This window comes from Mesobacillus boroniphilus JCM 21738 (assembly GCF_000517385.1).
GTDB classification, from domain to species: Bacteria; Bacillota; Bacilli; order Bacillales; family Cytobacillaceae; genus Mesobacillus; species Mesobacillus boroniphilus.
The window spans coordinates 1-26,398 of record NZ_BAUW01000034.1 but is presented as its reverse complement, the minus strand read 5'-3'; the positions used below and the strand labels follow the sequence as shown (position 1 = coordinate 26,398).

General features: G+C 41.7%; 23 protein-coding genes and 4 pseudogenes. 8 read left to right on the top strand and 19 right to left on the bottom strand.

Going from position 1 to position 26,398, the window contains the following annotated elements; genetic code table 11:
- Positions 1 to 25: 25 nt before the first annotated feature.
- From pstA to JCM21738_RS11165, 6 genes and pseudogenes are all read right to left on the bottom strand, one after another.
- Complete coding sequence (gene pstA, locus JCM21738_RS11190; RefSeq protein WP_023627305.1) at positions 26 to 904, bottom strand: phosphate ABC transporter permease PstA; 879 nt, start codon at positions 902 to 904, stop codon at positions 26 to 28.
- Positions 905 to 1,810, bottom strand: a complete 906-nt coding sequence (pstC, locus tag JCM21738_RS11185; RefSeq protein ID WP_439645997.1) for a phosphate ABC transporter permease subunit PstC — start codon at positions 1,808 to 1,810, stop codon at positions 905 to 907.
- Positions 1,811 to 1,927: 117 nt separating this feature from the next.
- A complete protein-coding gene (locus tag JCM21738_RS11180) occupies positions 1,928 to 2,878 on the bottom strand; it encodes a PstS family phosphate ABC transporter substrate-binding protein (protein WP_023627303.1) in 951 nt (316 codons plus the stop codon).
- A gap of 220 nt (positions 2,879 to 3,098) precedes the next feature.
- Positions 3,099 to 5,277: pseudogene (locus JCM21738_RS11175) on the bottom strand (peptidoglycan D,D-transpeptidase FtsI family protein).
- Positions 5,278 to 5,423: 146 nt separating this feature from the next.
- Positions 5,424 to 6,644 (bottom strand): MFS transporter, encoded by a 1,221-nt coding sequence (locus JCM21738_RS11170; protein ID WP_023627301.1) that lies wholly within the window; start codon positions 6,642 to 6,644, stop codon positions 5,424 to 5,426.
- Positions 6,645 to 6,790: 146 nt separating this feature from the next.
- Positions 6,791 to 7,399 (bottom strand): superoxide dismutase, encoded by a 609-nt coding sequence (locus JCM21738_RS11165; protein WP_023627300.1) that lies wholly within the window; start codon positions 7,397 to 7,399, stop codon positions 6,791 to 6,793.
- Between the two features lie 435 nt (positions 7,400 to 7,834).
- Here JCM21738_RS11165 and JCM21738_RS11160 point away from each other — a divergent pair, with 435 nt between their 5' ends.
- A complete protein-coding gene (locus JCM21738_RS11160) occupies positions 7,835 to 8,527 on the top strand; it encodes a Crp/Fnr family transcriptional regulator (RefSeq protein ID WP_023627299.1) in 693 nt (230 codons plus the stop codon).
- Between the two features lie 137 nt (positions 8,528 to 8,664).
- On the opposite strand, the gene JCM21738_RS11155 is transcribed toward JCM21738_RS11160, so the two are convergent.
- Both JCM21738_RS11155 and JCM21738_RS11150 read right to left on the bottom strand, forming a co-directional pair.
- A complete protein-coding gene (locus JCM21738_RS11155; RefSeq protein ID WP_023627298.1) occupies positions 8,665 to 9,144 on the bottom strand; it encodes a DUF456 domain-containing protein in 480 nt (159 codons plus the stop codon).
- Positions 9,145 to 9,208: 64 nt separating this feature from the next.
- Positions 9,209 to 10,840 (bottom strand): Na/Pi cotransporter family protein, encoded by a 1,632-nt coding sequence (locus tag JCM21738_RS11150; protein WP_023627297.1) that lies wholly within the window; start codon positions 10,838 to 10,840, stop codon positions 9,209 to 9,211.
- Positions 10,841 to 11,064: 224 nt separating this feature from the next.
- On the opposite strand from JCM21738_RS11150, the gene JCM21738_RS11145 reads away from it, so the two are divergent.
- The 3 genes from JCM21738_RS11145 (at position 11,065) to ispG (ending at position 13,627) form a co-directional block, all read left to right on the top strand.
- Positions 11,065 to 11,841, top strand: coding sequence for a DUF1189 domain-containing protein (locus tag JCM21738_RS11145; protein WP_023627296.1), 777 nt, complete (start codon positions 11,065 to 11,067; stop codon positions 11,839 to 11,841).
- Between the two features lie 214 nt (positions 11,842 to 12,055).
- The gene (gene yqfZ / locus JCM21738_RS11140; RefSeq protein WP_023627295.1) at positions 12,056 to 12,412 is read left to right on the top strand and encodes a protein YqfZ; all 357 of its coding nucleotides are present in this window, start codon (positions 12,056 to 12,058) and stop codon (positions 12,410 to 12,412) included.
- An 84-nt stretch (positions 12,413 to 12,496) separates the two neighbouring features.
- A complete protein-coding gene (gene ispG, locus JCM21738_RS11135; RefSeq protein WP_031308375.1) occupies positions 12,497 to 13,627 on the top strand; it encodes a flavodoxin-dependent (E)-4-hydroxy-3-methylbut-2-enyl-diphosphate synthase in 1,131 nt (376 codons plus the stop codon).
- A 61-nt stretch (positions 13,628 to 13,688) separates the two neighbouring features.
- Here ispG and JCM21738_RS25760 read toward each other — a convergent pair whose 3' ends face one another.
- Positions 13,689 to 14,198 (bottom strand): DUF4190 domain-containing protein, encoded by a 510-nt coding sequence (locus JCM21738_RS25760; protein WP_023627293.1) that lies wholly within the window; start codon positions 14,196 to 14,198, stop codon positions 13,689 to 13,691.
- A gap of 158 nt (positions 14,199 to 14,356) precedes the next feature.
- On the opposite strand from JCM21738_RS25760, the gene JCM21738_RS11125 reads away from it, so the two are divergent.
- Positions 14,357 to 14,926, top strand: coding sequence for a 5' nucleotidase, NT5C type (locus JCM21738_RS11125; RefSeq protein ID WP_023627292.1), 570 nt, complete (start codon positions 14,357 to 14,359; stop codon positions 14,924 to 14,926).
- 58 nt (positions 14,927 to 14,984) lie between these two features.
- On the opposite strand, the gene JCM21738_RS11120 is transcribed toward JCM21738_RS11125, so the two are convergent.
- From JCM21738_RS11120 to JCM21738_RS11110, 3 genes are read right to left on the bottom strand one after another with little or no spacing between them, the layout of a single operon-like run.
- The gene (locus tag JCM21738_RS11120) at positions 14,985 to 15,398 is read right to left on the bottom strand and encodes a Fur family transcriptional regulator (protein ID WP_023627291.1); all 414 of its coding nucleotides are present in this window, start codon (positions 15,396 to 15,398) and stop codon (positions 14,985 to 14,987) included.
- A 12-nt stretch (positions 15,399 to 15,410) separates the two neighbouring features.
- On the bottom strand, positions 15,411 to 16,253 hold the full coding sequence (locus JCM21738_RS11115; protein WP_023627290.1) for a metal ABC transporter permease: 843 nt from the start codon (positions 16,251 to 16,253) through the stop codon (positions 15,411 to 15,413).
- Complete coding sequence (locus JCM21738_RS11110; RefSeq protein WP_023627289.1) at positions 16,246 to 17,037, bottom strand: metal ABC transporter ATP-binding protein; 792 nt, start codon at positions 17,035 to 17,037, stop codon at positions 16,246 to 16,248. Before JCM21738_RS11110 ends, JCM21738_RS11115 begins: the two co-directional genes overlap by 8 nt.
- Positions 17,038 to 17,190: 153 nt before the next feature.
- Here JCM21738_RS11110 and JCM21738_RS11105 point away from each other — a divergent pair, with 153 nt between their 5' ends.
- Entirely contained in the window at positions 17,191 to 17,445 is a 255-nt protein-coding gene (locus tag JCM21738_RS11105) for a DUF2624 domain-containing protein (protein ID WP_023627288.1), read from the top strand.
- Between the two features lie 228 nt (positions 17,446 to 17,673).
- On the opposite strand, the gene JCM21738_RS11100 is transcribed toward JCM21738_RS11105, so the two are convergent.
- Both JCM21738_RS11100 and JCM21738_RS11095 read right to left on the bottom strand, forming a co-directional pair.
- On the bottom strand, positions 17,674 to 18,564 hold the full coding sequence (locus JCM21738_RS11100) for a deoxyribonuclease IV (RefSeq protein ID WP_023627287.1): 891 nt from the start codon (positions 18,562 to 18,564) through the stop codon (positions 17,674 to 17,676).
- 21 nt (positions 18,565 to 18,585) lie between these two features.
- Positions 18,586 to 19,901 (bottom strand): annotated as a pseudogene (locus tag JCM21738_RS11095) (DEAD/DEAH box helicase).
- A gap of 245 nt (positions 19,902 to 20,146) precedes the next feature.
- Here JCM21738_RS11095 and vrrA point away from each other — a divergent pair.
- Entirely contained in the window at positions 20,147 to 20,773 is a 627-nt protein-coding gene (gene vrrA / locus JCM21738_RS11090) for a VrrA/YqfQ family protein (protein ID WP_023627285.1), read from the top strand.
- Between the two features lie 108 nt (positions 20,774 to 20,881).
- Positions 20,882 to 21,835, top strand: coding sequence for a 4-hydroxy-3-methylbut-2-enyl diphosphate reductase (locus JCM21738_RS11085; RefSeq protein ID WP_023627284.1), 954 nt, complete (start codon positions 20,882 to 20,884; stop codon positions 21,833 to 21,835).
- A gap of 67 nt (positions 21,836 to 21,902) precedes the next feature.
- Here JCM21738_RS11085 and JCM21738_RS11080 read toward each other — a convergent pair.
- The 5 genes and pseudogenes from JCM21738_RS11080 to JCM21738_RS11060 form a co-directional block, all read right to left on the bottom strand.
- Positions 21,903 to 23,017: pseudogene (locus JCM21738_RS11080) on the bottom strand (Nif3-like dinuclear metal center hexameric protein).
- A complete protein-coding gene (locus JCM21738_RS11075) occupies positions 23,014 to 23,724 on the bottom strand; it encodes a tRNA (adenine(22)-N(1))-methyltransferase (RefSeq protein WP_023627282.1) in 711 nt (236 codons plus the stop codon). Before JCM21738_RS11075 ends, JCM21738_RS11080 begins: the two are co-directional and overlap by 4 nt.
- A 118-nt stretch (positions 23,725 to 23,842) precedes the next feature.
- Positions 23,843 to 24,208 (bottom strand): cytochrome c550, encoded by a 366-nt coding sequence (gene cccA / locus JCM21738_RS11070; protein WP_023627281.1) that lies wholly within the window; start codon positions 24,206 to 24,208, stop codon positions 23,843 to 23,845.
- A 185-nt stretch (positions 24,209 to 24,393) separates the two neighbouring features.
- Positions 24,394 to 25,532, bottom strand: a pseudogene (locus tag JCM21738_RS11065) (acyl-CoA dehydrogenase family protein).
- Between the two features lie 98 nt (positions 25,533 to 25,630).
- Positions 25,631 to 26,161, bottom strand: coding sequence for a hypothetical protein (locus JCM21738_RS11060; RefSeq protein ID WP_023627279.1), 531 nt, complete (start codon positions 26,159 to 26,161; stop codon positions 25,631 to 25,633).
- Positions 26,162 to 26,398 lie beyond the last annotated feature (237 nt).

Below are 26,398 nucleotides of genomic sequence, written 5' to 3'. Positions count from 1 at the left end.
ATCCTGTTAAAACGTTCATCTTATCTTAATATCTTTTTGAAAATTTATTTCTAATTAGAACTGCAATTGAATTCATGAAAATCAATAAGACTAATAATACGATGATTCCTGCAGCCGCCAGTGCATGAAATTCCTCCTGCGGCCTGCTAGTCCAGTTGTAGATTTGCATCGGCAATACAGTAAATGTATCGAAAACTGTTCTGGGTAAAAACGCTAGAAACAATGGAAGACCAAGTACAACAAGCGGTGCTGTTTCCCCGATAGCACGTGACAATGCAAGGATACCGCCGGTAAGGATACCAGGTATTGCAGCTGGCATTACCACCCTTACAATTGTCTGCCATTTAGTAGCACCCATTGCATATGATGCTTCTCTAAGTTGTTTTGGGACTGTTCGAATTGCTTCTTGGGAAGCGACGATGATAACAGGCAGAACCAGAAGACTCATTGTCAGTCCCGCCGCTAAAACACTCGTTCCTAATGCAAGTGCGCGTACAAAGACTGTCAAACCCAACAATCCGAAAACGATAGATGGAACTCCAGCAAGGTTAGAGATATTCACAAGGATAAAATTAGTGAATTTATTTTTCTTTGCGTATTCCTCTAAATATATCGCTGTACCGACACCAAACAAGAGTGAAATTGGAGCAACTACTAGCATAAGCCAGATAGTACCAATTAACGCCGTTTTTACACCGGCCTGCTCGGGTCTGCGTGATGGCAGGTTTTGAAGAAAATCAAAACTTAAATAACCCGCTCCCTGAGATAGTATTCGATATAATAGGACCGCTAAGACCAATAATCCAAACATGGTCGCCGCGAAAAACAGTGTTTTGTATAAAGTATTAACTAATAGCCTAGGCTTCATTTTCTTAATTACAGAAGATTTATCAATCAAATGCATCTAATATTCCTCCCTAAAACGTCTTGAGATATATTGGGCAAGCATGTTCATGACGAGTGTAAAGAGGAACAGAGTCATACCTACAGCATAAATACTATAATAAATCGTTGTACCATAGCCTGCATCACCTGTACTTACTTGGACTATGTATGCTGTCATCGTTTGAATCGAACCTGTAACGCTCCAATCAAGGTTTGGAGTCGACCCACCAGCAACTGCTACAATCATCGTTTCTCCAATTGCCCGTGATATAGCGAGAACTATGGAAGCAACAATCCCCGACAAAGCAGCTGGCAGTATTACTTTCATAGTCACTTCGAATTTGGTTGCCCCTAGGGCCAAAGCACCTTCCCTCATTGAGTTAGGCACTGCTGACATAGCATCTTCAGACAGTGAGGCAATCATCGGTGTTATCATAATACCAATTACAATCCCAGGGCTCAAAGCATTGAAAATTTCCAGACCGGGAACAATCTCACGCAGAATAGGTGTTACGAATGTTAAAGCAAAAAAACCATAAACAATAGTAGGAATTCCCGCTAACACTTCTAATATCGGTTTAATAAGTCTTCGTGTTTTATCACTAGCATATTCACTTAAGTAAATAGCAGAAGCTAAACCGATAGGAACTGCAACAATAACCGCAATCAATGATACACGTAATGTTCCAGAGATCAAAGGCATAATGCCATAAGATCCCTCCTGCGAAAATGGGTACCATGATTTCGCGGTTAAAAATTCCACGATGGAGACCCGATCAAAAAACATAAATGTTTCAAATATTAATGTAAAGACAATTCCGAGTGTTGTAAGAACCGAAACTATTGCAGTCAGCAGTAATAGAATTGGCATTAGTTTTTCAATGAACATATGCCCGCTTTTTCGCTGCTTATTCTCATCAATCATACTTTGTATTGATATTTTTTGTTCATCCTTTTTCAGAGCCATTAGATAAAACCCCTCTCATCCACATGACAAGATGAGAAGCGAACTGGACCCCGCTTCCCACCTGGCAAATATTTATTACTTAAGGCCTTCGAGTGTATCAAGACCTTCCTCATAATCTTCATCTTTAAGTTTTACATAACCAACTTCTTCCGAAAGTTCAGCGCCATTTTCAAGGGTAAACTTGACAAGATCATATACTTCTGGTTTCTCTTTCACTGCTTGGTTGATCACATATATAAACAATGGACGTGATAAAGGTGCGTATTCATTTGATTCTACAGTTTCGTTAGTGGGTTCGACCGGACCATTTCCACCATCGATAGGAACAACTTTTAATTTTTCTTTATTCTCAGCGAAATATGCATAGCCGAAGTAACCGAGTGCATACTTATCACCAGTCACCCCTGATACAAGAGTGTTATCATCTTCAGAAAGAGTCGCATTTTTAACAATTGGCTCTTCTTCAAGGATTATTTCATTAAAGTAATCGAAAGTTCCTGAGTCTGTACCTGGTGAATAGAATTTAATTTCTTCTTCTGGCCAGCCTTCACGAATATCTGACCATTTCTTAACAGTCCCATCTTCTTTCCAGACTTTAGCCAATTCTTCAACAGTCAGATAATCAACCCAGTCATTCTCTTTGTTGACAACCACTGAAAGTCCATCGTTCGCCAATTTAAATTCTGTGAACTCAATTCCCTTTTCTTCTAGCTTAGCTTTTTCTTCATCTTTGATAGGGCGAGAAGCACTTGAAATATGTGTTTCACCAGCGATGAAAGTTTTGAACCCGCCACCTGTTCCAGAAGATCCAACAGAAACTTTCACTTCTGGTTGAGTCATTCCGTACTCTTCTACTACAGCTTCCATAATTGGATAGACTGTAGATGAACCGTCAATTTTGACTTCGCCTTGTAATTGGTTTCCATCTCCAGAAGCACCATTTTGTGCACCGTTTCCACATGCAGCAGTCAATACAAGTACTGCTCCAACCATAGATGTTAATGCTAATCGCTTAATGCTTTTCATTTCTTTATTCCCCCTACGAGATGTGGTTGTTTTGTCCTACAAGCTAAGAATAAAGCTTTTCTTTTAACTCGGTTTTAACTTAATGTAAAGGTTTTGTAAATTTGAGTGGATTATGTGTAATTTTGTCGAAAAGCAGGTATAGATTAGTTTTGTCCGGTTGAGGTTAGTATACCCAGCGGCTAAAAAAAAAAACTGACCCAAAAGAGACAGTTTTCATGTTTTATTCCTCATTATCATCTTCGATTTCTTCAAGAAGCTCAGTTCCTTCTTCTTTCTCTTCAATTTCCTGAATCGGCTGTTCGGGATTCATATTTCCCTCAAGACGCTTCTTTTTAAGTTCAAAATACGTATCAAGGACCCTCCGCCCGATGTCATTATTTGCATGGTGTCCCTGATTGCCCTCATATGCAGGGAACCATGACAGCCATCGCAATTTCTGGGTTTTCATGGGGAGCATAAGCAACCAGGCTCAAATTCATCACTTCAGGAGGCTTATCATAATTCTTTCTTTTCGGGCCATCATAAAAAGCTTGCGCTGTACCCGTTTTGCCAGCAGGTTTATAATCGGCAGTATAAAATGCTCCATAGGCCGTACCGCCTCTCTCCTGCATAACCCTTCTGAAACCTTCCTGGACTCTGTCAAACCATTCAGGTTTGCCATCAACCTTATTCAGGATGACAGGTTCCAATTCATTCAGCACCGGACCAACCTCATTATTTTTCATGACCGGCTCTCTAATCTCTTTGACAATCCTTGGCTGTAGTCTATTGCCGCCATTTGCGATTGTTGAAACATATTGTGCCAATTGAAGTGTCGTGTACGTATCATACTGGCCAATTGCAAAGTCAAGCAAAAGTCCAGGCCTTTTTTCTGTTCCCTTGAAACCGACCATTTCATTTGGCAAGTCGATGCCTGTCCTTGTGCCAAGGCCAAATTGACTGAAATAATTTCTCATCGTATCAAAAGCTTGTGGCTCAAGGTACAATGGCTGATCATACTTGTAGTTCCCTTTACCGATATTTATCGCAGTCCTGAACATATATACATTAGATGACACCTTCAATGCATTGCGGTCATCAAGAGTACCTAATCCTGCTTTCCAGGATTTTTTCGGATTCGTGCCTTTTATCTTAATCGGTGTATCGTAAAACTGAGTATCAGGACTGATCGCTCTGGTGTTGAATCCGGTTAAAATTGTCGCTCCTTTAACAGAAGACCCGACATTATAGGAAGTTGTAAAGTTCCCGCTCGCAAAATCCTGCATGACTGTTTTTCCCGTTTCTTCATCGTTAACGATCTGCTTACCGGCTAGCGACAACACTTCTCCTGTGTTAGGGTCCATCAACACAACAAATGCCCTGTCCAGCAGCCCTGTTCTTGGCTGCTGCTTCGCCTTTGCCAATTCCTCTTCGATAATCTTCTCAACAGCAAGCTGCAAATCCATATCGATTGTCAGAACAAGGTCCTTGCCACGCTGTCCATCAGTTATCACCTTTGTGTCCAGTACGTTTCCGCCCTTGTCGGTAATGTTTTTCACCTTTGCCTTCTGGCCGTGAAGGACATCTTCGTATTGCTGTTCAATGTAACTTAAGCCAACCCTGTCGTTCCGGCTGTATCCGCGAGCAAGATAATACTCAAGCTTTTCTTTCGGAAGTCCCTTTTCAGAATCACTTACTTTTCCTAGAATCGACCTAAGCATTTTGTCATAAGAATATTTTCGCTCCCAGTCGGTCGTTGTGTCGACACCTGGCAGCATTTCGAGGTTCTCACTGACAATAGCGAACTCCTCCGGTGTTACCTCTTTTTTCACGATTTGAGGCGATAATGCGTATCCGCTCATCATCTCCCGTAAAATAGCGAGTGTTTCAAGATCCTCTTTTGTTAATTCATTGAGCTCAGTTTCAGTAATGCGATCAAGCTGGAGATTATAAAGGGCTTTATCATCCAGCTTTTTTTCATCATACTGTGCCCATTCTTTTTCTTTGATTTTTCCCCTGGCAAGTTCTTCATTTGTTAAGATCCAATAATCTTTTTTGTCCCGTTCCCTGACTTTCTTTAAATCCTCTTCCGAATCCTTTGATATCAACTTTGCGAGTCGTTCTGCAACCATGAGCATCTCTTTTGTCTTAGTGCTCTGGCTCTTTGTATATGTTATAGCCCTACTTGGCGTATTATCGACAATCGTTTTCATGTTCCGGTCGTACATTTTCCCTCTCGGAACAGGATTGTTCACGGTAACGTCTTCAGTTCGTTCTATTTCCCTTTTAAAATCCTCACCGTAAACAATTTGAACAATGCCAAGTCTTAAAATCAGCACTGAAAACAAAACAAAAACTGCAAAAAACAATATATTCAGCCTGAATGGCACATGCGTCTTCTTCTTTTTCTTCTTATTCAAGCCTCTCCCACCTCTTCAGTCTGATGTCCATGATTATGCACTATATTTTATTTTATCGAAAGTGGCCGTTTTTTTCTATCAATAAACTACGTCGGAAATATTTTCCAATTATATTGGATTATAGAAAGACCGGGGAATCATCCCGGTCATGCTAGGGCTTTGAGATGAATTTTCCTGATAAAAAAGTAAATCAATGTATGTCCGCTCCCAAGAATGACAAGCAGGATGGGTATCGTCCGTTCTTCATTGAACATATGGATTGAAACCAGGAATAATAAAATCGAAGCAATACGGCCAAGGTTCAAAAATAATTCGCGGACAACGATATATTCGATTCTCATTTCAGCAGCTTTCCATCCCCGTCCAATCACGTCATAGGTCATTGAGGCATACGGAACGAGAAGCAATGGATAAGCGACTGCAATCAGAGCCGCATATAATAACAGACGGAAATAGCTGACTTGGAATACAATTAGGAAAATCGCTATAAAAAGAAGAACTCCGCCAACCAGAATCGCTTTCTTCCTATATTCCTTTTTCAGCATTCTTGAGACAAAATAGTAGGCAAGAAATGAAATTCCTGAATTGATCAAGCCATAGGTCCCCAGCGCCATTTCACTGTCAGTAGCAATAAATACAAAAACCGAAACAATGAAAACAAATACTCCCTCCCTCAAACCTTGAAAAAAATGAGCATTCGTAATCATTCGCCAATTTTTATCATGCTTCCTTTCAGTAATTATCCGACGAAACCAATACTTCCCATGGGCTGGCCTTCGTTTCAGGAAAAAACTCAACAATACAGCAATTGAAAACAGTCCCAATGATAGTCCAAATACCACCGTATATCCGGTTAATTTCTCAAGCCTGGAAATTATGAATCCTGCAGCTACCGGTCCAATCATTCCACCGACCGATCCAAGGATGCCCAGAAAGCCATTAAAGAAATCACGTGTTTCCGGTTCAGTGATTTCAAAAGTGAGTACATTGTAGGCAAGCCAGTAAAAACCATAGCCGATTCCTAGAAGCACACCTAATAACAGTAAGAAATCTGAAGCTTTAGTGCCTACAAGCAAAACTGTTACATAAAACAACGCCAGAAAGATTACCCCGATCCGAAGGACAATGACCCTGTCAATCTTTTTTGCCCATCTCCCCGCGAGGATGAATGTAAGTGGCTGTGCAATAACTATCGATAAATTATACATTGCCAGATCGGCAAGTTCTCCAGATTGCTTCCATAAATAAATGTTAACAAAGGTATTCGAAAGGGCAATGCTCAATGAGTACAATCCCCCAATAATCAATAGGAGAGATAAATCCTTGGTCAATTCGATGTCTCCTAATAATTTGTTTACTTTGCTCATGATCGACTCCCCTTTTCTCTAGGGTAGTTTCTAACAAAGTAAAGGGGGTTATTCAGTTTTTCCCCAGGGTCTTTTATGGATAGTTCGGACTAAACTAAAAAGAGAGACTACAATCAATCGCAGCCTCTCATATTATCATTCAATTATTATTTTGCAGAAGTGTAGCGCTTGCTGACTTCTTCCCAGTTAACAACGTTCCAGAATGCACCAATGTATTCCGGTCTTCTGTTTTGGTAGTTCAGGTAGTATGCATGCTCCCAAACATCAAGTCCAAGAATTGGAGTCTTGCCTTCCATTAATGGAGAGTCCTGGTTTGGAGTGCTAGTAACTTCAAGCTCACCATTGTTAACAACAAGCCAAGCCCAGCCTGAGCCGAAACGAGTAGTTGCTGCCTTAGAGAACTCTTCCTTAAATCCTTCAAAGCCGCCAAATTTAGAATTGATTGCTTCTGCAAGCTCTCCAGTAGGCTCACCACCGCCATTTGGAGAAATGACTTGCCAGAATAAAGAGTGGTTAGCATGTCCGCCGCCATTGTTGCGAACTGCTGTGCGTGCTGCTTCTGGAACTGCATCAAGGTTAGAAACTACTTCCTCAACAGTTTTGGAAAGAAGCTCTTCGTTTCCTTCTAAAGCATTGTTAAGATTTGTTACGTAAGTGTTGTGGTGCTTAGTGTGGTGGATATTCATTGTTTCTTTGTCGATGTGTGGCTCAAGTGCATCATATGCATAAGGTAATTGTGGTAATTTAAATGCCATTTTTATCATCCTCCTATGTATCGTGTTTCACTCCTTGAACAAAACCTTTTACATAATTCTGTTATTAGAATTGTTCTAAAAGTGCTTCTTGTTTAGATTACCAAAGAACCGTAATCGTTTCAAATAAAATGCTTTCATATAACGTGTTTAAAATTCCCTATTCTTCGACGTTATATACACTTTATTTTCATTGAGTGTATCATCAATGAAAAAGGGCTCGAAAATCCAGGTGGTGGTCAGGGTTGATAAAACAACGAAGTAGCCACTCAAGAAAGTTTCAGAAAATCGTCAATATTCCCCAAATGCAGTCCTGTCAACGATATATGTCGCATCTACAATACAATCGTTCCATTTATTTCCAATGAACCATTGACACAGTAACAATAATTCATTTAAATCAAAAGTATAGAAAGGCTTGATAAGGAGACGACCTTGATGGACAAAAATATATCATTATATAGCTTAATTATACAAAACTTCATTGATCGGGAAACAATTCAAAAAATCAAGCCGGATACGATGCTATTCCAGGAAGATGAAAATGTTCAGAATGTTTATGTCATCCTGAGTGGAAGTGTATCTGTTGGCCGTGTTCATATGAAAGGAAAGGAGTTCATCCTGAAAATCTTGAATGGCGAAGAAATGATTATTGATTATGAACTGTTCAAGCATAATCCGCGTTATCACTTTTCAGCTAAGACTCTTACAGATTGTGAAATTCTCATGATTAAAAGAGAGCAGTTCGAGGAATTCATCATGAACGATAAAACCGCAATGAACGCGATGGTAAACTGGCTCAGTACCAGATACTTAAAAGCGCAGATGAAATGTCAGGACCTCATCATGAATGGCAAAAAAGGCGGCTTGTACTCCATTTTAATCAGGTTGTGCAATAGTTATGGGGTCATGACAGATGAAGGCATCCTGATCGATCTGCCCCTCACCCACCAGGAATTGGCGAATCTGACATATGGCACACGTGAAGTGATCCAAAGGATGCTCAAGGAACTGCGCGAAAAAGACATCATCGCTTATGATCAGCTTAAGTTCACGGTAAAGAACCTGGCTTATCTAAAAAGAGAAGTCGATTGCCAGAATTGTTCATTCGAAATTTGCGGATTAAATTAAAAAATAATACTATAGATGATTAAATCTACCCTTATGTGGGTGATACTGCTCCATAAGGGAACGATTAACTCCTAAATGCAACCTTATTACTAAATATCCTGAAGAATTCAAAAAATCGTGCGGCCGCAGCACGATTTTTATACTAAAATGAAGAAATACACCAACATGATGGTCATGATGATTCCTTTAGTCACCACACTGCTGACAAAACCGACCACAGAACCGAAGCCAACTTTAATCGCATCATTTAATTTCTTTTTATTAACCAGCAATTCAGCAAGTGCCGCACCTAAAAATGGCCCAATCAGGATACCGATGATTGGAATTACAAAAGGCCCAATCAACAAACCGATTGTACTTCCCCACATCCCTGCCTTGCTCCCGCCATATTTCTTCACACCTATTATGTTGGCAATATAATCTGCTCCAAACAGTAATGCAACGAATAGTCCCTGCACGGTCCAAAATAACCAGTTAAATGGCTCGAATGAAAAAAATAAGCCGTAAAGGATAAAACCGCCTAACATTAAAAGTACACCAGGTAAAATTGGGACGACCAAACTTGCAAAAGCTCCAACGAATAACACTCCAATAAGAATCCAATATACAACTTCCATTCAATCCATCCTTTTTATTCATAAAATTAAAATAAGCAAAGGTTTCCCTTTGCTTATTTTACCACTATTTTTGCTCTCCCAAAACGTACTCAGCGATGTTCACTGCATGGTCGCCTATTCGCTCCAGGTTGCTGATGATGTCAACGAAGACGATTCCAGCCTGTCCAGTACACTGTCCTTCATTCATGCGAAGGATATGCTGCTTTCTAAGCGTTCGTTCCATCCTGTCAATTTCATCTTCTTTTGTGACTACCGCTCTTGCAGAATCAAGATTCTTCTGATCTAATGCCTGAAGCGCCTGTTCTACTGTACTTACTGTTAGGTTAAACATTATTTCCAGATCTTCCATAGCCGTATTAGTCATCTTCACTTTATTTGCCTGCTGATACTCGATTAATTCTACAATATTTTCGAAGTGGTCCCCGATTCTTTCAATGTCTCGGACTGTATCAATCAGCATGCTGTGCTCTTCTGATTCGTGTCCTGATAGAGAGCTTGTTGCCAGGTCTACCAGATAGTCAGTAATCTTACGATCAAGATTATTGATTGCTTCCTCCAGCTGGTATGCATTCGAGGAATGCTTTGTATTCTTTGTCTTTAAAAACTCATGCGTTTCTTCCATTCCCTTTAACGCAAACTTACCCATACGAAGTACTTCTTCCTTCGCCTGACCAAGCGCAATAGAAGGTGATTGCTCAATAAACACTGGATCCAGGTGCTGAGCTTTGTACTCTACTATTGAATCTTCACCCGGAATCAGTTTGACAACAATCAGCGCTAATATTGCTATGAAAGGAAGCTGAATGATTGTATTAGTAGTGTTAAATATACCATGAGCAAATGCAATGGTCATTTCAGGATTCAAATCTAGATTATCTCTTAGCAACTCGATCAACTTGGTGAATGGTCCCAAGAGGATTACAAATATAGTTGTTCCTATCAAATTGAATAAAACATGGGTAGCGGCCGCTCTCTTTGCGGCAACAGAAGCACCAATTGATGCTAATAATGCAGTAATTGTTGTTCCGATATTATCCCCAAAAAGAACCGGTAATGCTCCATCTAGGGATACCATGGCTTCAGCGTGTAGACTTTGCAAAATACCGATTGTCGCACTCGAACTCTGTACAATCACTGTAAAGATGGTGCCAATCAATACTCCAAGGATTGGATTTGCACTCATCTCGACTGTCAGTTCATGGAACGCTTCAAAACCTCGTAATGGTTTCATACCTGCACTCATTAACTCAAGTCCAAAGAATAATGCTCCAAAACCAAAGAAAATTTGACCGTAGTTATGAACTTTTTTACTTTTAAAGAAGAATAACATCAAAGAACCTATGGCGATAAATGGCAAGGCATACTCCCCAATATCAATACCAATGATAAACGCAGTCACGGTTGTACCAATATTGGCACCCATTATGACCCCGATTGCTTGTCTAAGTGTCATAAAACCTGCACTAACCAAACCAATTGTAATAACAGTGGTTCCCGTGCTCGTTTGTAATAGCACCGTCACAAAAATACCTGCCAGAACACCCATCAGCGGATTAGTGGTAAAGCGGTCAAGAATGTCGCGCAGTCGATCACCTGCTGACTTTTGCAAACCATCACCCATGAGTTTAATGCCGTATAAGAAGATACCAAGTCCCCCAAAGAACTCAAACAGCATTTCTTGTAAATTCAATTCCATTTTTTCAACCCCAAGATGATTTATTTCGACAAACATCTACAAACACAGATTATTATGAAGGAAATATTAACGAAAAGTAAACTATTTATATTTCGAATTTACATTAGCTTAACATTCGGCTGTTATGTTACAAGAATGTTACAAAGAGGAGGTGAAAAGGTTGTTATTCAACTGTGAGAAAAGCTAAAATAGGTGAGTGTAATTCTATTAAAGGACGTGTATTCATGAATATTTCCACACAAATAGCAAAAAGCATATATTCTCCAAAGTTTATTGCTGACACGCGATTCCACGGGATAGGCAAAACTATATTATTTGTCTTCATGCTGACCCTAATATCCATTTTGCCTGTAGTCTATTATATGTTTGTTGGGATTTCCGGAGCTGTCGGCTCGGTCAAACAATCCATCAAAACAGATTTACCTTCCTTTACTATTGGAGAGGGAGTATTGCAGTCAGACATAAAAGCACCGATAACAATTAAAAATGGAAGTTTCACATTAATTTTTGACCCTACCGGTGCTATCGATGAAAGTGAACTGACTGGCATGGACGCAAACGTTGCAATGCTTCAAAAGGAGATTGTGCTGGCTGCCGGCGGCGAAACCAATGCCGTGCCTTACACCCTTTTCACAAGTGAATCTATGACGAAGGATGATATTATTTCTCTCATCAATACTGCTGAATCCTCGCTCCCTGTTTTGCTGGGAATCCTTTTTATTGTCATCTATGTTTTTTCCAGCGGTATGAAATTCATCGAGGTCTCTCTATTAGCCCTCTTTGGTCTTCTATTAAAAAATCTCGCTGGGAGAAAGCTTCAATATCGACATTTATGGAGAATGGCAGCGTACAGTTCAACTCTCCCTACCATATTTTTCGCAATTATGGCATCTTTACAAACAACTGTGCCATACAGTTTCTCCGTCAATTCGTTTGTTGCCTCAATGATGCTACTATTAGCGATTAAAGAAATTCCATCAAAGATCTCTACTGAAAGTTAAGAAATGCGCCTCTGGCTTATTTCTTACTTTCATTTATAGAAAGTTTTCTCCCTTCTGCTCCAATATGTATCCTCTTTTAAAAAACCATTCCCTCGAAGCAGATCCGATACTATTACTTGCTATATAAAAACTTTCATTATTTCCTATCATTTAAGTTCTTAACTCTATTTCTCCTGCATAAATAATGATATAAGCATTTAAGGAGGAAGGTCCTATGAAAAAACTGGCAGGATTATTGGTTTTCTTGATGGTAGCTTACGCAGTCTACAATGATTTGAGCATAGGAACACTTCCAGCAGCGAAAATGCAGGAACCTGAAAGATCAAAAGCGGAAATGGCAGAGATGGAAAAGACGGAAACAAAAAAAGCACAAGAAATTCCTTTTTTTGAACACGAAGTACTGCCTGGCGATACTGTGTTGTCAGTAATTGACAGTTATATGAACAAACCATTGGACGTTCCTATCTCACAAGCAGTGGAAGACTTTAAAAAGTTGAATGATGGGACAGATCCGCAAAAAATCAAATACGGAAACATCTATAAATTCCCGGACTACAGCAGCCAAAATTAGCAAAGGCTAACAATTGAAGTCTTTCCTTGTCAATTTGAGCAAAAGATTGATAAAATGGGGTTATACAACTTTAGGAACATATTCATGAATTCCATTTTTCAAAGGAGCGAATCACTGTTGAGTGAAATTATACATCGTACCCAAACCCGCCCGATAAAGGTTGGGAATTTAACCATTGGAGGCAACAATGAAGTTGTCATCCAGAGTATGACGACAACCAAGACGCATGATGTCGAAGCGACTGTTGCTGAAATCAAGCGCCTTGAAGAAGCTGGCTGCCAGGTTGTCCGTGTTGCTTGTCCGGATGAAAGAGCGGCAAATGCCATTTCTGAAATCAAGAAAAGAATAAATATACCACTTGTTGTTGATATCCATTTTGATTACCGCCTAGCACTTAAGGCAATTGAGGGCGGAGCGGACAAAATCAGGATCAATCCAGGAAATATCGGAAAACGTGAAAAGGTAGAGGCTGTTGTAAAAGCTGCAAAAGATCGCGGGATTCCTATCAGAATCGGGGTGAACGCGGGTTCTCTTGAGAGACGGATCCTTGAAAAATATGGCTATCCTACAGCGGATGGAATGGTAGAGAGCGCCCTGCATCACATCAAAATCCTCGAGGACCTAGATTTTCATAATATCATTGTTTCAATGAAGGCTTCTGATGTAAACCTTGCGATTGAGGCATATGAAAAAGCTGCAAAGGCTTTTGATTATCCGCTTCATCTTGGAATCACGGAATCAGGGACTTTATTTGCGGGTACTGTCAAAAGTGCCGCTGGCCTGGGAGCGATTCTCAGCAAAGGAATCGGCAACACTGTCAGGGTATCATTAAGTGCAGACCCAGTAGAGGAAGTTAAGGTCGCAAGAGAACTGTTAAAATCGTTTGGTCTTGCAGCAAATGCTGCGACATTAATCTCTTGTCCAACATGCGGAAGAATCGAAATCGATTTAATCAGCATCGCCAATGAGGTGGAAGAGTACATCTCAAAGATAAAGGCACCGATCAAGGTAGCTGTGCTTGGATGCGCTGTTAACGGCCCTGGTGAAGCACGTGAAGCTGATATCGGCATTGCAGGTGCGAGAGGAGAAGGTCTTCTTTTCAGAAAAGGTGAGATTGTCCGCAAAGTGCCAGAGGAGACAATGGTGGAAGAACTTAAGAAAGAAATCGATAAAATTGCTGAAGAAAAGATTCGCGAAGCTGCCCTTCAGAAATAAACAGCAAAAATGCCCGGGAAATAATTCCCGGGCATTTTATTGGCATTCATTTTTAGTGCCATTAGAAGAACGGCAATATAAAGATGCCGACCAGAATTGAGATTGTCCCTATCCCAATTGCCCAGCTTCCGATAGCGGACCCTCTTCTGCGAGCCATGAAGCCAAGGACAATCCCGGCAGCTCCGAAAAGAACAGGTAAGATAAACAGCGACAAGATCGATAGGGCAAGAGCTGATAAAGCAAGTCCTCGTCCTCCAGTTGTACTTTCTTCTTCTGACCTTCTTGTTATCGCAGGTGGGGCAGGAGCTGCAAATTCGGCCGCTGTTTCTTCCTGGTACTGTTCATTACGGCCAGGTCGGGCGATTGCAGTCATTTCCTGATAGTGGACCTCACGTTCAGGTTCAGCGATTGCAGTCATTTCCTGGTAGTGCTCATCGCGTGCCGGAGAGTACAGTTCAGTTGCTGTTTCTACCTGAAATATTTCGTCACGCGCATCCCTGATTGTAATGACATCCTGCTTAGGTTCAGTAATATATTCGGTACCTCTCTGATTTCGCTCTTGGTCTGCCACTTTAATCCCTCGCTTTCTTAAGTGGAGCATTTAATATTGTTTACGAGTAGTGAGGATTTCATCATGGCAATGTTTGACTAACTTGAGAAAGTAAATCTTTTGCGAGCCTTCCATATTTGGTAAGATTAAAGAAAGATCAATGTTTAAGGAGCAGATTGATGAAAAAACGTTTTGGCATAGACATCGATGGTACAGTCACATGTCCGACAACATTTGTACCTTATCTAAATGAAGGTTTTAATTTGAATATTACACTGGATGATATCAAGCAATATGATTTTATGCCGCTTGTATCTGTATCTGAAAAGGAGTTCGCCGCCTGGTTCAAAAAAATGGAACCAGTAATTTATTCCAACTCTCCTTTAGCAGAAGGAGCCAGGGAAGTTTTAAAGAGATGGGAGAATGAGCATGAATTATTTTTCATCAGTGCCAGAGGAACACATTTACTAGACCTGACCAAAGAATGGTTCTCTGCCAACGAAATTCTATATCATGACATTCACCTGATTGGCTCACATGATAAAATCGATGCTGCTCGTAAATACGAAGTGGATATATTTTTCGAGGATAAACACGATAATGCCGTCAACCTGCATGAAGAGCTAAGGATTCCGGTTATCCTTTTTAATACTCCTTACAATCAGGAACCGATTCCTGAAGGAGTGATCCGCGTGAATAACTGGCAGGAAGCAAATAATTGGGTAGAAAACTGGTTTAAAAATAGTTAAAACGGCCACATGCATGGCCGTTTTTTTCGTGTTTACCGGTATTATTTTTATCAATAACTTATTGAACACAGTCAGGGCAGCGACCGTATATTTCGAATTTATGCCCAGAAATATCATAGCCTTTGAAGCTTGCTTCGAGATTCCTCATTGGACAGGTCTCAATTTCCTTCGTTTTGCCACAGTCAAGGCAAATGAAATGATGATGGTGCTCTTTATGTGAGCAGGTGAATCGGAAATGCTTTTCACCTGATAACTCTGTCATTTCCAGAATACCTAGATCAGCAAACACGCTCAAATTCCGGTAGATGGTATCGAAGCTCAAGCCAGGATGATTCCCCTTCATCTGTTCCAGTACATCGCGGGCAGTCAAATATTTATCATTATCGGAAAAAAACTGGAGCATATCTTCCCTTTTTCCAGTATGCTTATACCCTCGTTCCTTCAACAGGTCCATTGCTTCATTCACATTCATGATATCACCTCTTTAGATGGATCTCGTAGCCGCTCGTTTTTTCAGCCAAATGGCCAGCACAAGGATAAGTACAGCAATCATCACAATCGTTCCGCCAGGAGCAAGGTCAAGGTAATAAGACAGGAACAAACCACCCAATACTGAAACCTCACCGAACAGGATGGAAAAGAAGATGGTATGCTTGAAACCTTTTGCAAACCGGATGCTTGCTGCAACTGGCAGGGTCATCAGGGATGAGACCAACAGGATGCCAACGATTCTCATCGATGCCGCAATGACCAGTGCCACCATAATGATGAAAATAAAGTGAAGTGTCTTTGCGGCAATACCAGTTGCCCTTGCATATTCTTCATCAAAAGATAAAAGGAAAAGTTCTTTATACAACAATACAACAACTGCTATAACAAGTATGCTGATGATCAGGATTGTCCATAGGTCAGCCCTGCTCACCGCACTGACGCTGCCAAATAAATAACTGAACAAATCTGTATTGAAGCCATCGGCGAGCGAAATGAAAATTACCCCGAGGCCGATTCCACCAGAAAGGATAATCGGAATCGCCAATTCCTGATAATGTTTATAAACAGTACGCAGCTTTTCAATGAACAATGAGCCGCCAACTGAGAAGGCCATTCCCATGTAAAGCGGATTCAGGCCGCTGAAGATCATAAACTTTTTCTCAAGCAGCAGGCTTGCGGCAATTCCCGCCAATGTAACATGACTGAGGGCATCAGCTATAAGTGAAAGTCTTCTGACTACGATAAAAACTCCCAGAAGCGGAGCAATCACACCGATAATCATACCGGTTAAAAAAGCATTCTGCAGAAATTCATATTGCAACAGTCCGCTAATCATGAAGGTGCCCTCCTCCGTGATGGTGATGGTCGTGTGTCAACACATGGACATCATGACCATAAATCTCCGACACATCATTTATCTTCAGTTGTTCGAATTCCTCGGCACTACCATGGAAATGCATGTTTTTGTTCAAGCAGGCCACATTTGTCACTTTTTCTGAAATCGTACCTATATCATGAGTAACCAATAGAAGAGTGATCCCTTTCTCCTTATTGAGTGTTTCGAGCATCCCATAGAAAGAATTGACGTTTTGAACGTCTACGCCTACCGTTGGTTCATCCAAAATCAGCAATTCAGGCTCACTGACAAGCGCCCTCGCGATGAAGACCCTCTGCTGCTGGCCGCCGGATAGTTCCCCTATATTACGGTCGAGGAACTTTCCCATCCCGACTGACTCAATCGCTTGCTTTATTTTTACATGGTCAGTCTTCTTCAAAAAATTGAAGAGTCCGAGCTTCTTCGTCAGTCCACTGGCCACTACTTCAAAAACGGTGGCTGGGAAGCCTGTATTGAAAGAGTTGGCCTTTTGGGACACAAAGCCAATTTTATGCTGTTCCTTAAACTTGTTAATATCTTGTCCAAACAGGCGGATAAAGCCTTGCTGCGGCTTGATTAGCCCAAGCATGAGCTTAAGCAATGTTGACTTGCCGGAACCATTCGGGCCGACAATCGCTAAAAAGCTCCCCTTCTGGATAGACAGATTTATATTCTCAAGAACATTTTCTTTATCATATCGATAATAAAGATCCTGTACCTGGACGATGTAATCATTCGTGTCCATTTTTATCACCCGCAAAAATAAGAATCATTCCGATTTACTTTTAGTAGTATATCTCTTACTGACGATAATGTAAATAAAAGAACTCACATTCCAAGAAAATTGTCACGAATCCTGAACTGGGCACATACCCTACTATGAAGGAGTGATGATCTTTTGGCTATTTTTGAAAACATCATTAACCATAAGATAGGCAACATCACGGCAGATGAACTGCTGAAGTACGCCTCTCAATTTAATATTTCCATTTCAAAGGCACAGGCAGAGAAAATTGCCGGATACTTACGCGGTAAAAAAGTGAACATCTTCATTGATTCAGAGAGAACAGCACTGATCAAGCAAATCGCCAGAATCACCAGCCCTGAAACAGCAAAAGAAGTTAATAAGCTGTTCGTTAAATTCACTAAATAAGAGGTGTGTCCGTCATGATTCTCTTTGACGGACACTTTTTTCTTTTTACAGATAATTCCAGTACGCCATCGCCCCTATGACGGACACTTTTCCCTCATATCCAGCAGTTTCTGTCCGTCATGCTGCATATAACTATCCTTCCACCTAGGGGTCACTCATAACCGGTCACCTATTTTTACCCGCAAAAAAGCTGTGGAACTCTTCCACAGCTTCGCTTTATGAACTAATTTAGCTATTTCTGATGATATCAAGCAAGTTCTCTTCGAATTGTTTGCTTTTCAGCATTTCGATTTCATGTTTGTAAGGAGCTTTTTTATTGTTCTTGTCCTCACCGACAAATGGGGTTTCGAGAATTTTTGGAACATGTGTCAATTGCGGGTGGTGAACAATGTAGCTTAATGCACTAAAGCCGATATGTCCGAATCCAATATTCTCATGACGGTCTTTCCTCATCCCGACCTCATTTTTACTATCATTGATGTGAAGTACCTTCAGTCTGTCAAGACCGATGATTTTATCGAATTCATTCAGCACACCATCAAAATCTTCAACGATTGGGTATCCTGCATCATGTGTATGGCAAGTATCGATGCAGATAGAAAGCTTGTCGTTATGGGTTACGCCATCAATGATCTTTGCAAGCTCTTCGAAGGATTTTCCGCACTCCGATCCTTTTCCAGCCATCGTCTCAAGAGCGATTTGGACTTTATCTTCCCGAGAAAGGACCTCATTGAGGCCTTCTATTATTTTTTCGATACCTTTATCTGCCCCTGCTCCTACATGCGCACCCGGATGCAGCACGATTTGCCTGGCACCAATTGCTTCAGTCCTGTCGATTTCACTCCTCAAAAACCTTACACCTAAATCAAAGGTGTCAGGATTTTGTGTGTTCCCTATATTGATGATATAAGGAGCGTGTACGACGATTTCATTGATTCCATTCTGCTCCATATGCATGCGTCCTGCTTTAATATTCAGGTCCTCAATTTTCTTTCTTCTTGTGTTCTGAGGTGCCCCCGTATAAATCATAAAAGTATTTGCACCATAAGAAACGGCTTCTTCACTGGCAGAAAGAAGCATTTTTTTGCCGCTCATGGAAACATGTGAGCCAATAAGCATCTTGATCTCTCCTAAATCCCTTTATTTATTTCTCTTTTGTATACGGTTTTCACGTTTCTTGATTTTATCCATTTCATATTGCATCTTCTTTTTATAGCCTGGTTTTACCTTTTTAGGCTTGGAAACGAGCGACTTGGCCTTCGCCTCGCCAGTAGTTTCTTTTTTCTTTCTGTTCTGGCGTCTGTTCCGCTCTTCGATTTGGGTGAATTCACCTTTTTTGAGATCAATGTTTTTAAAAGTGATGCCCATCTTTTCAAGGCGAACCAGTGCATCTTCATCACTCTGTTCATAAACCGTCAAGGCAATACCTGAAAATCCGGCACGTGCCGTCCTTCCTACCCTGTGGATATAAAAATCAAGATCCGTCGGCAGCTCATAGTTGATGACATGGCTGATTCCCTGAATATCAATTCCTCTTGCAGCCAGGTCAGTAGCTACAAGATACTGGAACTCAAGGTCTTTGATCTGCTTCATGACACGCTTACGTTCGCGCGGACTCAGGTCTCCATGGATACGGCCAACCTTCAGTCCTTTTTGGATTAAACCATCGGCTATTTCGTCAACTTTCTTCTTCGTGTTAGCAAATACAATTCCCAAATATGGGTTGAATGCAACAAGAGCCGAATGAACAAGCCCGATTTTATCGCGGTGCCTTGCCGGTAAAAGGATATGTTCTATTTTTTCTGCCGTAGCCTGTTTTGGATCGATTTGTACATATTTTGGGTTTTCCATGTACTTTTTCAAGAATGGTTTTAATTTTTCAGGGATTGTCGCTGAAATACAAGCATTTGAAGCTTTTCTGGCATACGGGACGCAAACTGGTCAATGTCCTCGATAAAGCCCATATCAAGCATTAAATCCGCCTCATCGATCACGAGCATATTCGCCGTATGCACAAATAGCGCGTTTTCTTTGACCAGATCGTTAATCCTTCCTGGAGTGCCGATGACGATTTGCGGCTGTGTCTTAAGCTTCTCTATCGTCCTTTGCTTGTCCGTCCCGCCAATATAGCAACGAGCTGTAATCTGCTCACCCTGCGGAGCGTGTTCAGCAATTTTAAGAACTTCATGGTAAATCTGATTGGCAAGCTCACGTGTCGGTGCAGCGATTACTGCCTGCACCTCATTGCGTGATGAATCAAGCTTATCCATAATTGGCAGTACATAGGCATGTGTCTTTCCTGTACCGGTCTGGGATTGCCCAATGGCACTCTCACCCTTCAGGATTGTGGGAATAAGACGTTCCTGGATTTCAGTCGGCTCATAAAAACCTAGTTTATTGATCGCATCTATAATGAACGGTTTCAATTCATAATGATTAAATTTTGTTTCACTCATTGAAAATCTCCTTCTTTCGCCCTGTTCCCTGCATAATCGGGGATTACAGCTCGTTCCGTAAGCTGATCTCTTCAGGTTCATCCTGTAATTATAATAAAGATTGCAGAAAATCTCCAATCAGTACTATCTTAACCTTTCCTTATAAAAAAACAAACCTGTTTCGCAAACATACTTTTTTCTTAAACCAATCCTGATTATATGCATATTCTAGTAGGAGATGAAATATTGGGAAAGGAGGGGTCACGATGCTACAAGGCCCCCGTATGAACTCACGCGGGATGCAGAACCGATTTTATGGTCCTGGCATGATGGGAGGTCCCTTCATGGGTCAGCGGCAGATGTATCCAAATCGATTTGGTCCTGGACCGAGGCTGCCGCAGGGACAAATATCTCGAATGATGGGAAGAAACCCGCAATCAAGACAAGGTGGAGGATTGCTTTCAAAGATTCTTGGGAAAGGCAGCAGAGGCCAGGGAAATGGTTTTTCAGGTTTAATACCCGGAGGCGGAAACGAGCCGGCACGTGGAGCCTCAGGCGGAGGAATTATGAAAACACTCACTGATCCAACTGCGCTGAATGGATTTCTCACCAACACGCAAAAAGTTCTTAACACCGCACAGCAATTCGGGCCGATGATCCAGCAATACGGTCCTCTCGTCCGTAATTTGCCTTCAATGTGGAAATTGTACAGAGAATTGAAGGACCTCCCAGATGCTGATGAGCCAAAAGCTGAACAAGAAACGAATGAAACAGTCGAGAAAAAGAAGAAATCAAAAAAATCCAAAAAAAATTGTTCCAGTTCTCCAACACAAAAAACGCCAATAAAAAAGCAAAGCAATAATGCAGCTTCTACTCCTAAATTGTTCATATAAATTGGCTAGCAGTTAATTCATTCCTTCTGGAAAGTCGCTTTTGTATTCTTTCTGCAAGTCTTATATAATAAAAGAAAGAATCAGAGGTATTCTTAGGAGGATGACTCAATGAATGTAATTAAAATTTCACCACGCGGTTATTGCTATGGTGTAGTCGATGCCATGGTCATTGCACGCAATGCTGCATTGGATAAAAGCTTGCCGCGTCCAATATATATACTTGGGATGATTGTCCATAATAAGCATGTCACTGATGCATTTGAAGAAGAAGGCATCATTACATTGGATGGAAACAACCGCAAGGAAATCCTCGAAAAGGTTGAAGGCGGAACCGTTATTTTTACAGCACACGGCATTTCCCCCGAAGTCAGGGAGCTTGCCAAGGAAAAGGGGCTTGTCTCAATCGATGCAACATGTCCGGACGTGACAAACACCCATAACCTGATCAGGGAAAAAGAAAAAGAAGGTTTTGAGGTTATTTACATCGGCAAAAAAGGGCATCCAGAACCTGAGGGAGCAGTAGGTGTCGCACCAGGAATTGTTCATCTAGTTGAAACGGCAGCGGATGTAGAGGCTTTGAATCTTCAGGCTGAAAAATTAATCGTAACCAACCAGACAACGATGAGCCAGTGGGACGTTGCTGACATCATGAAGAACGTAAAAGAAAAGCACCCTCACGCGGAAGTTCATAGAGAAATTTGCATGGCTACACAAGTTCGCCAGGAGGCGGTCGCCGAGCAGGCTAAAGAAGCAGACGTGCTAATTGTGGTTGGCGACCCTAAAAGCAATAACTCAAATCGTCTAGCACAGGTATCAGAAGAAATAGCCGGAACAAAAGCATATCGAATTGCCGATATTACCGAGCTCGATATCGAGTGGATCAAAGATGCTGACACAGTCGCAGTGACTTCAGGAGCATCGACACCGACTCCAATCACAAAAGAGGTCATTACCTTCCTCGAACAGTTTGATAAAGAAAACGAAGCAACCTGGGTAAAAGAGAAAAAGGTACCTCTTCATAAAATCCTGCCAAAGGTCAAGAAGACCGAGGCAAACGTATAATATGAAAGCAGCCTGAAATTCATTTCAGGCTGCTTTCTTGTTTTCTTTGAATAAACTTATGCTCTTTTTAAATAAAGGTGAACGGATTTGTCTCCATTTCAGATGGAATGAACTTTACATCGTACCCTTTTTCTTTACATAGTGTTTCCATCACCGTGGCGACTCCCTTTTTCATGACCTTCTCGACATTATGTCCTGGATCAATCATATTCAATCCGGCCATCAGCGCGTCGTGTGCTGTGTGATAGTAGATATCCCCAGTAATGTAAACATCTGCTCCGCGGAATTTCGCCTGTGAGTAATACTTATTTCCATCACCGCCAAGGACAGCTACTTTTTTCACCTTAGCGTTTAAGTCCCCTACAACTCGAACTTTATCAACTCCCAAAGCTTCCTTTACGATTTTGGCATATTCAGACAAAGTCGTCTCTTCGACATGCCCGATTCTTCCAAGTCCAAGTTGTTCTCCGGTATTGTCAAGTCGATATATATCATAGGCGACCTCCTCATAAGGATGGGCCTTGATCATAGCCTGGATGACCTTTTTTTCAATGCTCTGCGGAAAAACAGTTTCTACACGCACTTCACTGACTGCTTCAAGCTTTCCTTGTTCGCCGATGTGTGGATCCGTATTTTCCCCCGGCAGGAAACGTCCCTCCCCGGCTCCAGAGAACGAACAATGGCTGTAGTTGCCAATCGCCCCGGCCCCTGAATGGCCTAAGGCATCTCGCAGTCGCTCTGCATCTTCCTCAGGCACGAAAACGACAAGCTTTTTCAACTCGTCCTCATAAGTTGGCACCAGCACTTGAGAGTTCTTTAGACCGAGTGCAGCAGCCAGCAGGTCATTTACACCTCCTTTGGCAACATCCAGGTTCGTGTGCGCGGCATAAACCGCGATGTCATGCTTGATCAACTTGGCAATCATTCTTCCAGCAGGAGTGTCAGTCGCGATCTTCTTCAATGGCCTGAATATTGGCGGATGATGCGCAATGATTAATTGAACATTCTGGCAATTGCCTCCTCCACCACTTCTTCTGTTACATCAAGAGCAACCAGTACGTTCTCAACCGATTGGTTCAACGCACCTATTTGCAGGCCAACCTTATCGCCTTCCATCGCAAATGCCTTAGGCGAAAATTGTTCAAAAAGCTGAACCACTTCATGTCCATTCACTTTTTTCACTGTAACGCCTCCTCTGCCATCTTTAATTTGATTTTCAGTTCTTGTCTCTTGCTGGCTGTATCATCATTCTGCACAGCCTCATCAAGCTGCTTTAAGATACGCTCCCAATTTCTCACTTCAGCATTCCACTTTTCTTTGAATACAACAGGCTTTTCTTTAAGCAAAAATGGCCCAAATAGTATTCCAATTTCAAGATTGCCATGCTGATATGGATTCATTGGGTCACCCTTCTCGGCTACAAGGATTTCGTAAATTTTCCGATCCTCTTCAAGAATTTCTTCTTTAATCAGCTCCCAGCCATTGTCAATCAACCATCTGCGCACCGCGAAGCTGCCAACATTAGGCTGGAGGACAAGCCTGCTGACTCCTTCCAGTTTTGATTTCCCTTTTTCCAGAATGGTTGAAATCAGTGTACCGCCCATACCGGCGATTGTTATGCAATCCACCTCTCCAAGTTGGATTACTTCAAGACCGTCCCCTTTTCTGACTGAAATCTTGTCTGTGAGATTTTCCTCCTGAACCTGCTCAAGGGCAGATTGGAATGGTCCCTCGGCGACCTCGCCAGCGACCGCCATTGGAACAGCCCCCTTTTTTACTACATTACAAGGAAGGTAGGCATGGTCAGAGCCAATATCGGCCAGACTGGCACCTTTAGGAATATTATTTGCAACGGCTTCAAGCCGGTCTGAGAGTTTTTCAGCATTCATACAAGTCACCTACTAAATCTTATTTTGCTTTTTTAAGTATATGAAACACCATGCCTATTGTCCAATTATCAGAAGGAAATAGCAAAGGCCCTTTGCGTCAGCAAAGAGCCTTTCAATATTACTTCAATTCATTGACGATCCATTCTGCCATTTGATCTTCCTTGCCAGCAGCCAGGCCAGGAGGCATTGCTCCTTTACCATTGATCAGGATGTCTTTAATTTCTTCCTGTGAGTACTTGCTGCCTACACCTTTCAATGAAGGACCTGAAACGCCTTCATACTGGTTTCCGTGGCACATCGCGCAGGATTGCTGGTAAAAATCCTCTGGGTTGGCTTCAGCAGTTTCTTCCGTCTTTTCACCGCCGCCTTTTTTTTCTTTTGCAAGATCCTTGGAATCCCCAACACCCTTGAAAGAAAGCAGGAACATCAAGCCGATTCCCATTACCATGATCAATACGAACGGGATAATTGGATTACGATTCATCATATACCCTCCTTTATGTACAACATCAAATCTTAAATAATGATTTCACACAGATATTATTTTACTTGAAAAACGTTTACAGGGAAAGTAAAAAAGCAAACTTTGTCACACTTGTTCATAATTTAGACAAAAACTTCATCGTTTGATGAAGTTTTTTCTTTACGAAGCATATTTAGGATACCCTTTTAGCAACCAATTAATCTGGCAATCACCATTCTTTGGACTTCTGATGTTCCCTCACCAATCTCCAGCAGCTTCGCATCCCTCATGTATCTTTCTACTTCGTACTCTCGCATATAGCCATAGCCGCCATGGATCTGGACAGCCTGGTCAGCCACTTCCATCGCAATCTCTGAAGCATAAAGCTTGCACATCGAAGCTTCCTTTGAGAATGCGCGTCCTTGATCCTTCAGCCAGGCAGCCTTATAAACCATATTGCGGGCTAGTTCAATCTTCATCGCCATGTCAGCAAGCTTGAACTGGATTGCCTGGAACTGCGAGATTGGTCTGCCGAACTGCTGTCTTTCCTTGGCATACTGCAGTGCTTTTTCATATGCGGCCTGGGCCACTCCGACAGCCATCGCCCCAATGCCGATCCTGCCGCCGTCCAGGGTCACAAGGAATTGCTTGAAGCCTTCCCCTTTCTTGCCAAGCAGGTTTTCAACCGGAACATGGACATCCTCCATCACCAGTTGAGTAGTATTCGATGCATTTAATCCCATCTTTTCATAATTATCAATGACAGAGAATCCTGGCGCATCGGTTGGCACGATAATCGCACTGATTTCCTTTTTTCCATCCACATTACCAGTGATCGCTGTCATTGCGAGATGTTTGGCATAGCTTGCATTCGTGATAAAATTCTTGCTGCCGTTGATGATGTATTCCCCATCAACCTCTTTGGCCGTCGTCTGGGTACCTCCTGCATCCGAGCTGCATTTGGCTCCGTCAGGCCGAAAGCACCCAGTGACTCGCCTGTACAGATTGGTGCCAGGTATTTTTGTTTCTGCTCCTCTGTACCAAATAGATTGATAGGAGCGCCTCCAAGAGATATGTGGGCAGAGTATGTAATCCCAGTTGAGGCGCATGCTTTACTTAATTCCTCGGTGACAATCGCAAAACTGACCGTATCAGCTCCTGCTCCGCCATATTCCTCTGGGAACGGCAAGCCCAGCATCCCTAGTTCTCCCAGCTTTTTGAATATTTCTGTCGGGAATTGTTTTGTTTTATCTCTTTCAATCGCTCCTGGAGCAACTTCTTCCTCCCCAAACTCTCTGATCGTCCTTTTAATCATTGCATGCTCTGATGTTAAATCAAAATTCATTTCCATCCCCCTTAAAACCTTGAATGCGTTTACATTTCTCATTATAAAGGTGAACAAACAATTTTCTCAACATTTAAAAACTTTTAAATTGTTAAAAATTATATAAATATAGTAATTAACAGCACGATCAATCCGATGATTCCTGATAATTTGAAGCTCACCATCTTCCACTTCGTCCCTGCTGTAATCCAAAGTATACAGTTCAGGGCAACGGTAATGTAAATCATGACGGGATGGTCTGGAAATATTATTTCAGCTGCCTGAACAGAGGTGATCAATAAAAGAAGGACAGAAGCAAGTAATGGGACTAAATCTAAAAAAGATTTTTTCACCATGTATAGGACTGCTGTAATGGCACTAAGATCAAAAAAAATGATGAAGGCAGTTTGCAAAAAGATCGACAATTCAGTAAAATAAAATAAAAAAACTGAAAGCGATAACATTCCAATCAGAATAAAACTTAATATTCCCTTTGTGAGGCTCGACCTGTTTCTTGAAGTCGAGTCATCTTCCAAGCTTCCCTCTGTATACAGGTTCAAGAGGAAGTCACAATAGTGCTCAGGCAACAGCCTGTTTTGTTTCCAGTACTTAATCTCATTGATGATGATTTTCCGGCGATGGTCATCCATATTTAGGCACATCCTGTCTTATTGGTTATTCAGCTAATAGCCAGCGGAAAGAAAGGAACAAAAAGCGCAAGCGCCTCGTTCAGCCCCGACAAGCGCTGGAGGGCCGCCCGATGAAGTCGTTCTTTGACTTCATTGGGCGGACCGAAATCGAAAAGTATAGCCGACTGTCAAGAAACGCAGAAACTGGAGACTCCGACAAAGAAGCGCTTTTTGCTTCTGCCGGCGGAGTTGAAGCTT

What these genes read in the sequence shown, in the direction of transcription:
- ispG (WP_031308375.1), top strand. Translation starts at nt 12,497, where the DNA reads ATGAATTCCATTTTTCAAAGGAGCGAATCACTGTTGAGTGAAATTATA.
- JCM21738_RS11085 (WP_023627284.1), top strand. Translation starts at nt 20,882, where the DNA reads ATGAATGTAATTAAAATTTCACCACGCGGTTATTGCTATGGTGTAGTC.
- JCM21738_RS11125 (WP_023627292.1), top strand. Translation starts at nt 14,357, where the DNA reads ATGAAAAAACGTTTTGGCATAGACATCGATGGTACAGTCACATGTCCG.
- JCM21738_RS11075 (WP_023627282.1), bottom strand. Translation starts at nt 23,724, where the DNA reads ATGAATGCTGAAAAACTCTCAGACCGGCTTGAAGCCGTTGCAAATAAT.
- JCM21738_RS11110 (WP_023627289.1), bottom strand. Translation starts at nt 17,037, where the DNA reads ATGGACACGAATGATTACATCGTCCAGGTACAGGATCTTTATTATCGA.
- JCM21738_RS11120 (WP_023627291.1), bottom strand. Translation starts at nt 15,398, where the DNA reads ATGAATGTGAATGAAGCAATGGACCTGTTGAAGGAACGAGGGTATAAG.
- vrrA (WP_023627285.1), top strand. Translation starts at nt 20,147, where the DNA reads ATGCTACAAGGCCCCCGTATGAACTCACGCGGGATGCAGAACCGATTT.
- JCM21738_RS11160 (WP_023627299.1), top strand. Translation starts at nt 7,835, where the DNA reads ATGGACAAAAATATATCATTATATAGCTTAATTATACAAAACTTCATT.
- pstC (WP_439645997.1), bottom strand. Translation starts at nt 1,810, where the DNA reads ATGATTGATGAGAATAAGCAGCGAAAAAGCGGGCATATGTTCATTGAA.
- JCM21738_RS11180 (WP_023627303.1), bottom strand. Translation starts at nt 2,878, where the DNA reads ATGAAAAGCATTAAGCGATTAGCATTAACATCTATGGTTGGAGCAGTA.
- pstA (WP_023627305.1), bottom strand. Translation starts at nt 904, where the DNA reads ATGCATTTGATTGATAAATCTTCTGTAATTAAGAAAATGAAGCCTAGG.
- JCM21738_RS11165 (WP_023627300.1), bottom strand. Translation starts at nt 7,399, where the DNA reads ATGGCATTTAAATTACCACAATTACCTTATGCATATGATGCACTTGAG.
- JCM21738_RS11155 (WP_023627298.1), bottom strand. Translation starts at nt 9,144, where the DNA reads ATGGAAGTTGTATATTGGATTCTTATTGGAGTGTTATTCGTTGGAGCT.
- JCM21738_RS11170 (WP_023627301.1), bottom strand. Translation starts at nt 6,644, where the DNA reads ATGAGCAAAGTAAACAAATTATTAGGAGACATCGAATTGACCAAGGAT.
- JCM21738_RS11115 (WP_023627290.1), bottom strand. Translation starts at nt 16,253, where the DNA reads ATGATTAGCGGACTGTTGCAATATGAATTTCTGCAGAATGCTTTTTTA.
- JCM21738_RS11150 (WP_023627297.1), bottom strand. Translation starts at nt 10,840, where the DNA reads ATGGAATTGAATTTACAAGAAATGCTGTTTGAGTTCTTTGGGGGACTT.
- yqfZ (WP_023627295.1), top strand. Translation starts at nt 12,056, where the DNA reads ATGAAAAAACTGGCAGGATTATTGGTTTTCTTGATGGTAGCTTACGCA.
- JCM21738_RS11145 (WP_023627296.1), top strand. Translation starts at nt 11,065, where the DNA reads ATGAATATTTCCACACAAATAGCAAAAAGCATATATTCTCCAAAGTTT.
- JCM21738_RS11100 (WP_023627287.1), bottom strand. Translation starts at nt 18,564, where the DNA reads ATGCTTATTGGCTCACATGTTTCCATGAGCGGCAAAAAAATGCTTCTT.
- cccA (WP_023627281.1), bottom strand. Translation starts at nt 24,208, where the DNA reads ATGAATCGTAATCCAATTATCCCGTTCGTATTGATCATGGTAATGGGA.
- JCM21738_RS11060 (WP_023627279.1), bottom strand. Translation starts at nt 26,161, where the DNA reads ATGGATGACCATCGCCGGAAAATCATCATCAATGAGATTAAGTACTGG.